The sequence below is a fragment of the Streptomyces sp. G5(2025) genome (genome assembly GCF_049542075.1).
Lineage (GTDB): Bacteria > Actinomycetota > Actinomycetes > Streptomycetales > Streptomycetaceae > Streptomyces.
The window spans coordinates 1,873,800-1,887,930 of record NZ_JBMUZT010000006.1 but is presented as its reverse complement, the minus strand read 5'-3'; the positions used below and the strand labels follow the sequence as shown (position 1 = coordinate 1,887,930).

Genomic DNA, 14,131 nt, shown 5'->3' with positions numbered 1-14,131 from the left:
ACGCACGAAGAGCGGGCCAACCGGGAAAGTCGGCCCGCTCTTCGGTGAGAAACAGCTGGTGTGCGGCTGAGAAACAGCTGGTGCGTTACTTCATGACGCGTGCCGTCACTTGGTGACGCCCGCCGTCTTCAGCGCCGCCTTCCAGGCCTCCGGGGTCTTCGGCGTCTCGACCACCTTGCCGTTGATCTTGATCGTCGGGGTGGACTGCACGCCCTCGGCGTCCTGGAAGGAGTCGCTCATCTTCACGGCCCAGGCGTCGTAGGTGCCCTTCTTGACGGCACTCTCGAACTTCTTGTTGTCCTTGAGCGCGTCGACCGTGTCGGCCACCTTGAGCAGTTCGTCGTCCTTCGCGAACGTGTCGGTGGACTCCGCCGGGTGGAACTTCGAGGAGTACAGGGCGGTCTTGTACTCCAGGAAGGCGTCCGGGCTGACGTTCAGGGCGGCGCCGAGCGCGCTCAGCGCGTTCTTCGACCCCTCGCCGCCGAAGTTGTTGTCGATGAACGTGCCGATGGTGAAGGACAGCTTGTAGTCGCCGTCCTTCATGCCCTTGTTGACCGTCTCGCCGATGGACTGCTCCATGACCGCGCAGCCGGGGCAGCGCGGGTCCTCGTAGAGGTGCACGGTGTTCTTGGTGGAGGACTTGCCGAGGGTGACCGTGGTGCCGTTCTTGCCCGAGGTGTTGGCCGGGGCGACCACCTTCGCGTCGGCGGCCTTCTCCCACTTCGTGGGGTCGCTCGGCTTGTTGGCCTGCATGACGGCGTAGCCGACGCCGCCGGCGATCGCGATGACGCCGACGATCAAGACGCCGACGATCGCCGCGCGCCTGCGCTTCTCGCGCTTGCGCTCGGCCTCCTGCTGGAGGCGAATCCGCTCGCGGGCGGCGGACTTGGCGGCCTGGCTGTTGCGCTTACTCATGGTCTCTTCTTCTCCGTGTGGGTGACTGCGTGGGGGTGTCGTGCTCAGGCGAAGGCAGCCGAGCGCGGTGGTCCACGCCGCCCCACGAAGTGCACCAGCAGGCGCGTGCGCGTGACGCGCGCCCGGCGCTCGGGGCGCGGCAGGCGGCGTACGGGTGTGTGCGTGGCGGTCACCGAGGCGACCGCGATGAGCAGCGGACGGAACGTCGCCGCGGCGACCGCGCGCAACAGCTGGGCCAGGGCCCGTTCCCCGCGCCGCAGCCAGGCCGCCGCCAGGAGCCCGACGCCCACGTGCGCCCCGAGCAGCAGCCAGGCGGCGCCCGGATCGGCGTCGGCGAGCAGTGCCGCGGCGCCGCCGTGGCCATCGGCGGTCATGCGGGCCAGCGGAGTGCCGACCGGCGTACCGCCGCACAGCATGTCGAAGCCGACGGAGCGCAGCGGTCCCGCGACCGGGCCCCCCGCCTCGCCGTAACAGACGTGCTGACCGGCGGTGAACACCGTGTCGGCCGCCAGCTCCAGCGGGATCAGCAGGGCGGCGATCCGTCCGTAACCGCGCTCGCGGCCCGCCAGCGCGTACGCGAGGACGAAGACGGCGGTGGCGATCGCCGCGACGGTGGTCAGCGGCAGGGGGACCCGGGACAGCAGCACGTGCGACGCGGCGGAGAGCGTCACGACGAGTGCCGTGAACAACGCCGCGCGCACGGCTCTGAGCTGGGTCCCGGATATGTCCATCGCGGAGGAGTGTGCCATGGGTTCCTGTAGGAGACCCCTAAAGGGTGCCCAAGAGTTCCCCTTCGGCCCTCCAGGGCGCCTACAGGCCCGGGATGCGGCCGTTGCGGAACAGGTCGACGAAGATCTGGTGGTCGGCACGCGCGCGTGCGCCGTAGGTGTGCGCGAAGTCCACGAGCAGCTCCCCGAAGCCAACCTCGTCGCCCGCGATCGCGGCGTCGATGGCGCGCTCCGTGGAGAACGGCACCAGGTCCGAGTGGCCGCTCTCGTCGTCCGCCGCGGCGTGCATCGTCGCGGTGGCCCGGCCGAGGTCCGCGACGACCGCCGAGATCTCCTCCAGGTCGTCGATGTCCGACCAGTCCAGGTCCACCGCGTACGGCGAGACCTCGGCGACCAGCTGGCCCGCGCCGTCCAGCTCGGTCCAGCCCAGCCACGGGTCGGCGTGCGCCTGGAGGGCGCGCTGTGAGATGACCGTGCGGTGGCCCTCGTGCTGGAAGTAGCCGCGCACCGCCGGGTCGGTGATGTGCCGCGAGACCGCCGGGGTCTGCGCCTGCTTGAGGTAGATCACGACGTCGTTCTCCAGGGCGTCGCTGTTGCCCTCCAGGAGGATGTTGTACGACGGCAGGCCCGCCGAGCCGATGCCGATGCCGCGCCGGCCCACCACGTCCTTCACGCGGTAGGAGTCGGGGCGGGTGAGCGAGGACTCCGGCAGCGTCTCCAGATATCCGTCGAAGGCCGCGAGGACCTTGTAGCGCGTGGCGGCGTCGAGCTCGATGGAGCCGCCGCCCGGCGCGAAGCGGCGCTCGAAGTCGCGGATCTCGGTCATCGAGTCGAGCAGCCCGAAGCGGGTCAGGGCGCGCGCGTCGCGCAGCGCGTCCAGGAGGGGGCCCTCGGCGGTGTCCAGCGTGAAGGGCGGCACCTCGTCGCTCTTGGCGCCGGTCGCGAGGTCGTGGACGCGCTCGCGGTACGCCGCGGCGTAGATCCGCACCAGGTCGGAGATCTGCTCGTCGCTGAGCGCCTTCGAGTAGCCGATCAGGGCCACGGAGGCGGCGAAGCGCTTCAGGTCCCAGGTGAAGGGGCCTACGTACGCCTCGTCGAAGTCGTTCACGTTGAAGATCAGGCGGCCCTGGGCGTCCATGTACGTGCCGAAGTTCTCGGCGTGGAGGTCGCCGTGGATCCACACCCGGCCCGTGCGGTCGTCCAGGTACGGCCCGCCGTGCTGCTCGCGCTCCAGGTCGGCGTAGAACAGGCAGGCCGTGCCGCGGTAGAAGGCGAAGGCGGAGGAGGCCATCTTGCGGAACTTCACCCGGAACGCGGCGGGGTCCGCGGCAAGCAGCTCGCCGAACGCGGTGCCGAAGACGGCGAGGATCTGCTCGCCGCGCTGATCGGCCGTGGGCTGCGGGACGGACATCGCTGGGTGCCTCCTGGTTACAGGGTCGTGCGGGACAGGGGTGGACGGGTGGGGGCGGAGATTCCGCCCGTACCGGGCGGGCGCTCCGCCTCTTCCAACGCACGACCGTACTCCCGAGTGCCCACCCGCTGTCAGTGCCCCGGATTAGACTTCGTCGCTGTCCCGCCAGACTGCCCGCAGCCTGTGACCAACCGTTCTCCGGAGGCCTCCCACCGTGACCAAGCCGCCCTTCACGCACCTGCACGTGCACACCCAGTACTCGCTGCTTGACGGTGCCGCGCGGCTCAAGGACATGTTCAAGGCGTGCAATGAGATGGGCATGACGCACATCGCGATGTCCGATCACGGCAACCTCCACGGCGCGTACGACTTCTTCCACTCGGCGCAGAAGGCGGGCGTGACGCCGATCATCGGCATCGAGGCGTATGTGGCCCCGGAGTCGCGGCGCAACAAGCGGAAGATCCAGTGGGGCCAGCCGCACCAGAAGCGCGACGACGTGTCGGGTTCCGGTGGTTACACCCACAAGACGATCTGGGCGGCGAACAAGACGGGCCTGCACAACCTCTTCCGCCTCTCCTCGGACGCGTACGCGGAAGGCTGGCTCCAGAAGTGGCCGCGTATGGACAAGGAGACGATCTCCCAGTGGTCGGAGGGGCTCATCGCCTCCACCGGCTGCCCCTCGGGCGAGCTCCAGACCCGGCTGCGTCTGGGCCAGTTCGACGAGGCGCTGAAGTCGGCCGCGGAGTACCAGGAGATCTTCGGCAAGGACCGGTACTTCCTGGAGCTGATGGACCACGGCATCGAGATCGAGCGCCGGGTCCGTGACGGCCTGCTGGAGATCGGCAAGAAGCTCGGCATCCCGCCCCTGGTGACGAACGACTCGCACTACACGTACGCGCACGAGTCGACCGCCCACGACGCCCTGCTCTGCATCCAGACCGGCAAGAACCTCTCGGACCCGGACCGCTTCCGCTTCGACGGCACCGGTTACTACCTGAAGTCGACCGACGAGATGTACGCGATCGACTCCTCGGACGCGTGGCAGGAGGGCTGCCGCAACACGCTCCTGGTGGCGGAGCAGATCGACACCACGGGGATGTTCGAGAAGCGCGACCTGATGCCGAAGTTCGACATCCCGGAGGGCTTCACCGAGGTCACCTGGTTCCAGGAGGAGGTCCGCCGCGGCATGGCGCGCCGCTACCCGGGCGGCGTCCCCGAGGACCGCCAGAAGCAGGCCGAGTACGAGATGGACATCATCATCCAGATGGGGTTCCCGGGGTACTTCCTGGTGGTCGCCGACTTCATCATGTGGGCCAAGAACAACGGCATCGCGGTGGGCCCAGGGCGAGGCTCCGCGGCCGGCTCGATCGTCGCGTACGCCATGGGCATCACCGACCTCGACCCGATCACGCACGGCCTGATCTTCGAGCGGTTCCTCAACCCCGAGCGCGTCTCCATGCCCGACGTCGACATCGACTTCGACGAGCGCAGGCGCGTCGAGGTGATCAGGTACGTGACGGAGAAATACGGCGCCGACAAGGTCGCCATGATCGGCACGTACGGAAAGATCAAGGCGAAGAACGCCATCAAGGACTCCGCGCGCGTGCTCGGATATCCGTACGCGATGGGCGACCGCCTCACCAAGGCCATGCCCGCCGACGTCCTCGGCAAGGGCATCGACCTCGACGGCATCACCAACCCCACGCACCCGCGCTACAGCGAGGCGGGCGAGATCCGGGGGATGTACGAGAACGAGCCGGACGTGAAGAAGGTCATCGACACCGCCAAGGGTGTGGAGGGCCTGGTCCGGCAGATGGGTGTGCACGCGGCCGGCGTGATCATGTCCAGCGAGCCGATCGTCGACCACGCCCCGATCTGGGTGCGCCACACCGACGGCGTGACCATCACGCAGTGGGACTACCCCCAGTGCGAGTCGCTCGGCCTGCTCAAGATGGACTTCCTGGGCCTGCGCAACCTCACCATCATGGACGACGCCGTCAAGATGGTGAAGGCGAACAAGGGCGTCGACCTGGAGATGCTCTCCCTCCCGCTCGACGATCCGAAGACCTTCGAACTGCTCTGCCGCGGTGACACGCTCGGCGTCTTCCAGTTCGACGGCGGCCCTATGCGTTCGCTGCTGCGCCAGATGCAGCCCGACAACTTCGAGGACATTTCCGCCGTCTCGGCCCTGTACCGGCCGGGCCCGATGGGCATGAACTCGCACACGAACTACGCCGAGCGCAAGAACGGCCGCCAGGAGATCACGCCGATCCACCCGGAGCTCGAAGAGCCCCTGAAGGAGACGCTGGGCCTCACCTACGGCCTCATCGTGTACCAGGAGCAGGTGCAGAAGGCCGCGCAGATCGTCGCGGGCTACAGCCTCGGTGAAGCCGACATCCTGCGCCGCGTGATGGGCAAGAAGAAGCCCGAGGAGCTGGAGAAGAACTTCGTCCTCTTCCAGGCGGGCGCCCGGAAGAACGGCTACTCCGACGAGGCCATCCAGGCCCTGTGGGACGTCCTGGTCCCCTTCGCCGGCTACGCCTTCAACAAGGCGCACTCCTCCGCGTACGGCCTGGTCACCTACTGGACCGCCTACCTGAAGGCGAACTACCCGGCCGAGTACATGGCCGCGCTGCTCACCTCGGTGAAGGACGACAAGGACAAGTCGGCCGTCTATCTGAACGAGTGCCGCCGCATGGGCATCAAGGTCCTCCCGCCGAACGTGAACGAGTCCGTGCACAACTTCGCCGCCCAGGGCGACGACGTGATCCTCTTCGGCCTGGAGGCCGTCCGCAACGTCGGTACGAACGTGGTGGAGTCGATCATCCGTTCGCGCAAGGCCAAGGGGAAGTTCACCTCGTTCCCCGACTACCTCGACAAGGTCGAGGCGACCGCCTGCAACAAGCGCACCACGGAATCGCTCATCAAGGCGGGCGCGTTCGACACCATGGGCCACACCCGCAAGGGCCTGACCGCGCAGTACGAACCGATGATCGACAACGTGGTCGCGGTGAAGCGCAAGGAGGCCGAGGGTCAGTTCGACCTCTTCGGGGGCATGGGCGACGAGACCGGCGGTGACGAGCCGGGCTTCGGTCTGGACGTGGAGTTCTCCGAGGACGAGTGGGAGAAGACCTACCTGCTCGCCCAGGAGCGCGAGATGCTCGGCCTGTACGTCTCCGACCACCCGCTCTTCGGCCTGGAACACGTGCTCTCCGACAAGGCCGACGCGGGCATCGGACAGCTCACCGGCGGTGACTTCTCCGACGGCTCGGTCGTCACCATCGGCGGCATCATCTCGGGCCTCCAGCGCAAGATGACCAAGCAGGGAAACGCCTGGGCCATCGCCACTGTCGAAGACCTCGCCGGTTCCATCGAGTGCATGTTCTTCCCCGCGACCTACCAGCTGGTGTCGACGCAGCTCGTCGAGGACGCCGTGGTCTTCGTCAAGGGGCGCCTCGACAAGCGCGAGGACGTGCCGCGGCTCGTCGCGATGGAGCTCCAGGTCCCCGACCTGTCGAACGCGGGCACCAACGCGCCCGTGATCATCACCATCCCGACCGTCAAGGTGAGCCCCCCGATGGTCCACCGGCTCGGTGAGGTCCTCAGCCACCACCGCGGCAACAGCGAGGTGCGGATCAAGCTCCAGGGGGCGCAGAAGACCACGGTGCTGCGGCTCGACCGGCACCGCGTGAAGCCGGACCCGGCGCTCTTCGGCGACCTCAAGGTGCTGCTCGGCCCGTCCTGCCTGGCAGGCTGAGCCGCGGTTCGGACACAGGGCGGAGGCAGGGCACGAGGGGCGCACCCGCATCGGGTGCGCCCCTCGTGCCCTGCCTCAATTCAAGGTGCGTCAGTTGTGGCCGAAGCGGCGCTGCTGCTTACGGGCAACATCAGCGGGGCTGCCCTGTGCGTGCGACTCCATGGGCGACTGGGCCTCGGCGGCGGCCGACTTGGCCCGCTCCGAAGCCTGCTCGGCCGACGAGGCACGGTTCTGCTGGCCGCCCTGCTTGCGATTCTTGTTCTTGGCCATGGTGATCTTCCTCCTGAGGGGAATCCGGGGGCCATGACGCGACCAGACTCACATATGCCGACAAGCCGCGCATTTCGGAGAATTACCGTGCGTGATAGGGGGCATCCGCGACGGAAGCGGCGCTACGCCACGCCGAAGATCGAGTTCCGCCCGTTAACCTCCGCCCGGTCGGGCAGACTCGAAGCAAACCCGACGCGGCCCCGCACGCGCACCCCTGATTCGTTCCCGTCACAGGGTGTGTCCGCGGGCCTTCGAGGGAACGTCCAGGAACCTCCGGGCACTTTCAGGAACTGCCGCCGAAGGCCGGGAGAACCTCCAGGGAAAGAGGGTGGATCGCGTGGACCGCTGCATCGTCCTGGTGGACGCCGGGTATCTGCTGGGTGCCGCCGCGAGTCTCCTCGCGGGCGAACCCTCCAGGTCCCGGATCACCGTCGATCACACCGCCCTGATCCAGGGCCTGCGCGAGCGCGCGGAATCCGACACCGAGCGCAGGCTGCTGCGCATCTACTGGTTCGACGGCGCCCCCGACCGCGTACCGCAGCCCGAGCACCGGCGGCTGCGCGTCATGCCCCGCGTGACGGTCCGGCTCGGCGCCCTGACCCGCAGCGACGGGCGCTGGGCGCAGAAGGGCGTGGACGCCGCAATGCACGCCGAGCTGACCGAGCTGGCCCGCAACCGCGCCTGTTCCGACATCGTGCTCGTCACCGGCGACGGGGACCTGCTGCCCGGCATGATGGCCGCCAAGGAGCACGGCGTCGCCGTCCACCTGTGGGCCGTGCAGGCCGCCGACGGCGACTACAACCAGTCCGAGGACCTGGTCGCCGAGGCCGACGAGCGGCGCGTGCTCGACCGCGCCTGGATCACCAAGGCCGTACGCCCCAAGGAACTCACCGGCGTCTGCGCCCCGCCGCCCGCCCCGCGCCCCGAGATCGCCGCGATCCTCTCCGCGCCGCTCCCGGAGTCCGCGCTCGCCGCCGCCGCGCAGCGCGCCGAGGAAGAGGCCGCCGCGCCCGCCCGGCACGCCGACACCGCCACGGCCAACGGCCGCGAGCCCGGCGAGCACCGCGCCCCCGCAGGCAAGACCGTGCCCACCCCCAAGGACCTGGCCGCCCTGCGCGGCCCCGGCACCCAGGCCGCCCCGCACCACCCCACCAACGCCACACTGCGCTGGTCCTCCGACAAGGGGTGGGTCGAGCGGCCCGGTGGCGCACCCGAGGGCCCCGAGGTCGCCGCGCTGCCCACCCTCGCCCAGCTGACGACGGCCGAGCAGCGCTGGGCCGACCGCGAGGAGGACATCACCACGGTCGGCGGCGACCCGTACGAAGTCGGGCAGGTGTTCGCGCGGCGCTGGATGGCGCGCCTCCCCGAGCAGCACAACCTCCAGAAGCTGTCGACCATGTACCCCCGCATCCCGCACCGCATCGACGGCGAGCTGCTGCGCTACGCCGCGCGGTTCGGCCTGCTCGCCCACAAGGACGACCAGATCGACGAGCACGACCGGTACGCGATCCGGGCCGGTTTCTGGCGGGAGATCGACGTGCGGACGGCCGCCGAACACGCGTCCGCGGGGGACCGGGCAGGTGACTGATACGGGGCGTACGGGGCGCCCCGGGCGTCATCCGCACCCGCGGACCCCGTAGTCTCGTCCTTCGTGAGTACGCGCCCGGCACCGGCAGTCCGACAGGGACTCCGTCAGGAACACGGCATCGAGGCCGTCTGCGCGGTGCGCGACCTGGTCAAGACCTACCCCGCCGCCCGCGGCAGGCGCGGCAGGCCCGCGACGCCCGAGATCCGCGCCACCGACGGAATCTGCCTGACGGTGCGGCGCGGCGAGATCTTCGGGCTGCTCGGCCCCAACGGCGCCGGCAAGTCCACCCTCGTACGCCAGCTGACCGGGCTCATGCGGCCCGACAGCGGCAGCGTCGACATCCTCGGGCACGACATCGTGCGCCACCCCGAGCGGGCCGCGCGGATCCTCGCCTACCTCGGACAGGAGTCCACCGCGCTCGACGAGCTGACCGTCTCGCTCGCCGTCGAGACGACCGCGCGGCTGCGCGGCCTCGACGTGCGCCGGGCGCGGGCCGAGCGGGACGCGGTCCTGGAGGAGCTCGGGCTCACCGCGCTGGCCTCGCGCCCGCTGAAGAAGCTCTCGGGCGGGCAGCGACGGCTCGCCTGCTTCGCCACCGCGCTGGTGGGGGAGCGGCCGCTGCTGGTCCTCGACGAACCGACCACCGGCATGGACCCCGTCGCACGCCGCGCCGTGTGGGCGGCGATCGACTGGCGCCGGGCCGAGCGCGGCACGACCGTGCTGCTCGTCACGCACAACGTCATCGAGGCGGAGACCGTCCTCGACCGGGTCGCCGTGCTCGACCAGGGCAAGGTCATCGCCTGTGACAGCCCGGCCGGACTCAAGGAGAAGGTCGCCGACGAGGTGCGCGTGGAACTGGTGTGGCGGGAGCGGGCGCCCCTGGACGTGCCCGAGGTGGCCGCGTTGCGCTCCTCGGCCGTCGAGTCGGGGCGGCGCTGGTCCCTGCGGCTCGCTCCGGACGAGGCGCGCGCGGCCGTGGCGGCGGTCACCGGCGGGGCCGCCTTCGCCGCGCTGGACGACTTCACGCTGGCCACGCCCAGCCTGGAGGACGTCTATCTCGCGCTGGGCGGGAGCGGGCGGGGGCTGGTGAAGGCGTGACGGCCAGTGCGAGCGGTGAGCGAACAAACAGGTACCTCAGAAGGAAGGACGTGCGGTGAGCGCGGTTCCTTTGGAAGCCGCCGTGCGGGCCGACAGCCTGCGCGCGGAGCAGGAAGCGGGCGGCCCGGCGTCTCTCGGGCCCCGCGCCCAGCTCTTCCCGGCGCTCTCCGCCGTCTACCGCGCCCAGCTGTCGCGCGCGCGGGTCGCACGGATACCGCTGCTCTTCGTGGCGACCTTCCAGTCCGTCGGCATCATGATCCTCATGCGGGGCGTCGTCGACGGCGGCGGCGAGGCGCGTGCTGTCGTCGCGGGGTCGTCCGTGCTCGTCGTCGCGTTCGTCGCCCTGAACCTCCTCGCGCAGTACTTCGGGCAGCTCCGCGCCGACGGCGGGCTCGACCACTACGCCACGCTGCCCGTGCCGCCCGCCGCCGTGGTGCTGGGCGCCGCGGCCGCGTACGCCTCGTTCACGGTGCCCGGCACCGTCGTCACGGCGATCGTCGGGTGCGGGCTCTTCGGGCTTCCGCTCACCCACCTGTGGGTGCTCGCCGCGGTGATCCCGCTCGCCGGAGCCGCCCTCGCGGGGCTGGGCGCCGCGCTCGGGCTGCTCGCGCCACGGCCCGAACTGGCCACGCTGCTCGGTCAGATGGGCATGTCGGCGGCGCTGCTGCTCGGCGTGCTCCCGGCCGAGCGGATGCCGACGGTGCTTCAGTACGCGCGTGACCTGCTGCCTTCCACGTACGGAGTGGAGGCCTTCGCCCGGACGTTCGACCCGGACCCGGACTGGGCGGTCGTCGCCCTGGACCTCGCGGTCTGTGCCGGCGTCGGCGTGGCCTCGCTGGCCGTCGCCACCTGGGCGTACCGCCGGGCGGCCGTCCGGTGACGCGCCGCACCGGCAAAAAGGGGGAGCGCGCAGCGCTTCGTTGAGGGGCGGCGGCCGGGAGACGGGTGGGCCTGGCACGATGTGTGGGTGACCGCACCGCTGACACCCTCCCAACCGCCGCACGACCAGCCCTCGAACGACCCCTGGCAGGCGGCCCCGCGCCCGGCGGGAGCGACGTCTCCGTACGGATACGAGGAGGACGGGCCCGGCATGAAGAAGGAAGTGCTCCAGGCCGTGGCGGTCACGGTCGCGGTAGCCGTCAGCGGCGTACTGCTCGGACTGCTGTGGCTGTGGCTCTCCCCGCGCGTGCCGCTCATCTCGGACGGCCGGACGGTGTACCTCAAGGACACCGAGGGCGAGCAGGCGATCGCTGTCGACGGAACGTTCACTCTGCTCGCACTCGGCTTCGGTCTCGTCTGTGGCGTCATCGCCTTCCTGCTGCGCAAGAGCGGCGGCGTCCCGCTCGTCGCGGGACTCGCGCTCGGCAGCCTGCTGGGCGCCCTGCTGGCCTGGCGGGCCGGGATCTGGCTCGGCCCGGAGACGGATGTGGCCGCGCACGCCAAGGCGGTCGGCAAGGGGGTCGTCTTCGACGCGCCCCTCGACCTGAAGGCCAAGGGCGTCCTTCTCGCCTGGCCGGTGGCCGCGCTGGCCGTGCACCTCGGCCTCACCGCGCTGTTCGGCCCCCGGGACCCGGAGCCGTACCCCATGCCCTATGGCGAGCCCCGCGGCGAGGCGCACCCCGAGGGCACGGGGCCCTGAGCTAGGCGGGGCGCCTGCCGTGGTTGGCCTTGCGCTTCTTCACTCGCCACTTCCGCTTGCGCGTCTTCTTCGACATGCCTTGGGTTACTAGTCCCGCTCCGCGTGCCTGTCGAGGGCGTTTTCACGTCGTACGTGAGGCCTCACGGCGCGTCAGGCACGTCCGATGGGTGCCAGCACCGCTCCCGTGAGCTTCGCCAGGTCGCCCGGCGCCAGCTCCACCTCCAGGCCCCGGCGGCCCGCCGAGACGCAGATCGTGGCGTGCGCCGACGCCGAGTCGTCCAGGACCGTACGCAGCTTCTTGCGCTGGCCGAGCGGGGAGATGCCGCCCCGCACATAGCCCGTGGTGCGCTCGGCGGCCGCCGGGTCGGCCATCACCGCCCGCTTGCCGGACACGGCGGCGGCCAGCGCCTTCAGGTCCAGGGAACCCGCGACCGGCACGACGGCGACCGTCAGCTCGCCGTCGACCTCCGCGACCAGCGTCTTGAAGACCCGGTCGGGGGAGACGCCCATCGCCTCGGCGGCCTCCTCGCCGTACGAGGGATGGGCGGGGTCGTGCTCGTAGGCGTGGACCGTGAAGGCGGTGCCCGCCGTGGTGAGCGCCACCGTCGCCGGGGTCCCGGCCCCGCCCGCCTGCTTCTTCTGCTTCTTCGCCAAGGTGTTCGCGCCTTACGTCGCTCGGCCCCACGTCAGTTGAGGCTGGTCGTCAGTTGAGGCTGGTCGTCCCGCGCGTCAGCTCCGTCGCGGGCAGCGAGGGCAGATTACGGATGATCGCGGTCTCGGCGCGCAGCAATTTCAGCTCGTCCTGCAGCCGCGAGGCGGTGTCCGGCGCCTCCAGGAGCCGCTGCTTGGTCGGGGTGTCCAGGACGGCCGCCGCGGCGACCAGGTACGACACCACGGACGGCTCGTCCGGCAGCTCCGCTCCCGTCGCCAGCGAGCGTTCCCGCGCCCCCGCCAGGCGCTTCTGGTAGGCGCGGAAGGCGCGCAGGACACCCTCCGCGAGCGTTCCCGCGCCCTCGCCCGGCTTCTCCGGCACCTCCTCCACCTCGGCGGTGAGGAAGGCCCCCGAGGCGTCGACCGACAGGATCCGTACCCGCGTGGTGCCGGTGGCGAGCACCTCGAAGCCGCCGTCGGCGCGCTCCCTGATCGTCGCCGCGTCCGCCACGCAGCCCACGGAGTGGAAGGCCTTGAGCGGGTCGTCGCCGAAGCCCGCGGCGGGGCCGTGCTCGGGCAGCGTCGTCTGGTCGGGGAGGCCGGGCGCGCTCGGCGCCACCTCCAGGCCGTCGCGGATGGCGACGACGGCGAACTGGCGCTGTTCCTCCTCGGGGGACTTGAGCAGGTCGCGCATCATGGCGCGATATCGCTCCTCGAAGACGTTCAGCGGCAGGACGAGGCCGGGGAACAGCACCGAGTTGAGCGGGAAGAGCGGAAGCCGGATGGTCACGACCGGCAAGCCTAATGCTCGCCGGAGCGCTCGCGTCCGCGCGGCGGCCGCAGCGGGGTCATCGACGCCACTTCGATGCGTACGCCGTCGCGCAGCTCCAGGAACTGGCCCAGCGGATCGTCCGCCATCCGGTCCCAGGGGAAGGACGTCGCGTACGGGCCGATCAGGCGCAGTTGCTCCAGGGCGTCCTGCCAGCGCTCCAGGCGGACCAGGACGTACGTGAGGAGGTTGCGGACCTCGGCGGGCCACGAGTCGCCGGCCGCGTACTCCCGGGACAGACCGATGGCGAGGTCGGCCGCCGCGTCCAGGCGCTCGCGCGGCACGCTGCCCGTGGGGCTGGTGAGGTAGGCGAAGGCGGCCCGCGCGGGGAGGACCTGGATCAGCGAGCCGGGCAGCGCGTCCGACGCGGCGCGCTCGGCGAAGTCGAAGCACTCGCGATGCGAGCCGTACCAGGCCGCCGACAGGTACTGGAGGGCGGAGGCATGGCAGCCGTAGTGGTACGAGGAGCGGCGCACCGCCTCCTCCCACAGCTGTTCGAAGACGGTGTGCGTGGCGTGGGTGCCGCGGGCGTGGTCGAGGGCTATCCGCCAGGGCACCGGGTCGCGGGGGTCGGCCTCGGCGGCGGCGGTCAGCAGCGGGCTCACCTCGCGCAGCAGTTCGGCGCGGGCCGGTGACTCCCAGCCGCGGACGACCGCCAGCTCGGCCTTGACGAGCAGGGCGTCCGGGTCGTGCGGGGACGCGTCCAGCCACGCGTCGAACCACTCGGGGCGGGAGCGGGCGAAGGCGGCGAGCCGCGTGGTGTAGCGGTCGCGGTTCTCCCACTCGGCGGCCTCGCGGGTGGTGGCGAGGAGCTTGGCGGCCGGGCCGTGGTCCCCGCGCCCGGCGGCGACCAGCGCGGGGGCGAGCCGCTCGTCGGGCACGTCGAGGAGTACGTCCGCGTCCGGCGGCAGCCCGGCGGCGAGCCGCGGGGTGTGCCGGACCATGCGGGCGGTACGGACGAAGGCACGCAGCACCGTGCCCTCCTTTACGCCTCAACCGGCGCCGCTCGCGCGGGGGGTGGCCGGTCACCGTCGTGGTTGCTGAATTGTTCGTCGCGCTGGGATGACGGTCAATGGACGGGGAAGGTTGCCCGCGGCCGGATAACGGTTCGGCGGCGGGGCGGACCTGCCCGGGTCCGCCCGGCGGCGCGACGTGAGAGGCCCGGCGACCGCGCCGCGGCGGCCGGATTCCGCTGCCGCGGACGCGCCTCAGCTGTGCCACGGCAGCCGGGTTGCGTCACCGCAG

Annotated in this window: 12 protein-coding genes; 5 read left to right on the top strand and 7 right to left on the bottom strand. The window is 71.0% G+C overall.

Features of this window, described 5'->3' with window-relative positions; all coding sequences use genetic code 11:
• Window positions 1-105 precede the first annotated feature (105 nt).
• The 3 genes from ACOBQB_RS19425 to ACOBQB_RS19415 all read right to left on the bottom strand — a co-directional run bounded on the left by ACOBQB_RS19425 (window position 106) and on the right by ACOBQB_RS19415 (window position 3,054).
• The gene (locus ACOBQB_RS19425) at window positions 106-915 is read right to left on the bottom strand and encodes a DsbA family protein (protein ID WP_423593349.1); all 810 of its coding nucleotides are present in this window, start codon (window positions 913-915) and stop codon (window positions 106-108) included.
• 44 nt (window positions 916-959) lie between these two features.
• Window positions 960-1,646, bottom strand: coding sequence for a hypothetical protein (locus ACOBQB_RS19420; protein ID WP_391942084.1), 687 nt, complete (start codon window positions 1,644-1,646; stop codon window positions 960-962).
• A gap of 79 nt (window positions 1,647-1,725) precedes the next feature.
• Window positions 1,726-3,054 (bottom strand): DUF2252 domain-containing protein, encoded by a 1,329-nt coding sequence (locus ACOBQB_RS19415; RefSeq protein ID WP_423593347.1) that lies wholly within the window; start codon window positions 3,052-3,054, stop codon window positions 1,726-1,728.
• 214 nt (window positions 3,055-3,268) lie between these two features.
• Between ACOBQB_RS19415 and dnaE the strand changes: the two genes are divergently transcribed.
• Entirely contained in the window at window positions 3,269-6,811 is a 3,543-nt protein-coding gene (gene dnaE, locus ACOBQB_RS19410; RefSeq protein WP_423593346.1) for a DNA polymerase III subunit alpha, read from the top strand.
• Between the two features lie 90 nt (window positions 6,812-6,901).
• Here dnaE and ACOBQB_RS19405 read toward each other — a convergent pair whose 3' ends face one another.
• The gene (locus tag ACOBQB_RS19405; RefSeq protein WP_423593344.1) at window positions 6,902-7,081 is read right to left on the bottom strand and encodes a hypothetical protein; all 180 of its coding nucleotides are present in this window, start codon (window positions 7,079-7,081) and stop codon (window positions 6,902-6,904) included.
• Window positions 7,082-7,418: 337 nt separating this feature from the next.
• On the opposite strand from ACOBQB_RS19405, the gene ACOBQB_RS19400 reads away from it, so the two are divergent.
• The 4 genes from ACOBQB_RS19400 (at window position 7,419) to ACOBQB_RS19385 (ending at window position 11,406) form a co-directional block, all read left to right on the top strand.
• Entirely contained in the window at window positions 7,419-8,669 is a 1,251-nt protein-coding gene (locus ACOBQB_RS19400; RefSeq protein ID WP_423593342.1) for an NYN domain-containing protein, read from the top strand.
• 117 nt (window positions 8,670-8,786) lie between these two features.
• Window positions 8,787-9,767 (top strand): ABC transporter ATP-binding protein, encoded by a 981-nt coding sequence (locus ACOBQB_RS19395; protein WP_423598590.1) that lies wholly within the window; start codon window positions 8,787-8,789, stop codon window positions 9,765-9,767.
• Between the two features lie 55 nt (window positions 9,768-9,822).
• Entirely contained in the window at window positions 9,823-10,647 is an 825-nt protein-coding gene (locus tag ACOBQB_RS19390; protein WP_423593340.1) for an ABC transporter permease, read from the top strand.
• Between the two features lie 87 nt (window positions 10,648-10,734).
• Window positions 10,735-11,406 (top strand): DUF2567 domain-containing protein, encoded by a 672-nt coding sequence (locus ACOBQB_RS19385; protein ID WP_423593338.1) that lies wholly within the window; start codon window positions 10,735-10,737, stop codon window positions 11,404-11,406.
• A gap of 150 nt (window positions 11,407-11,556) precedes the next feature.
• Here ACOBQB_RS19385 and ybaK read toward each other — a convergent pair whose 3' ends face one another.
• Genes ybaK through ACOBQB_RS19370 form a run of 3 tightly spaced genes read right to left on the bottom strand, consistent with a single transcriptional unit; the run spans window position 11,557 to window position 13,830 of the window.
• Window positions 11,557-12,060 (bottom strand): Cys-tRNA(Pro) deacylase, encoded by a 504-nt coding sequence (gene ybaK, locus ACOBQB_RS19380; RefSeq protein WP_423593336.1) that lies wholly within the window; start codon window positions 12,058-12,060, stop codon window positions 11,557-11,559.
• Between the two features lie 49 nt (window positions 12,061-12,109).
• Complete coding sequence (locus ACOBQB_RS19375) at window positions 12,110-12,856, bottom strand: LON peptidase substrate-binding domain-containing protein (RefSeq protein ID WP_423593335.1); 747 nt, start codon at window positions 12,854-12,856, stop codon at window positions 12,110-12,112.
• Window positions 12,857-12,858: 2 nt separating this feature from the next.
• Window positions 12,859-13,830 (bottom strand): hypothetical protein, encoded by a 972-nt coding sequence (locus tag ACOBQB_RS19370; RefSeq protein WP_423598588.1) that lies wholly within the window; start codon window positions 13,828-13,830, stop codon window positions 12,859-12,861.
• Window positions 13,831-14,131 lie beyond the last annotated feature (301 nt).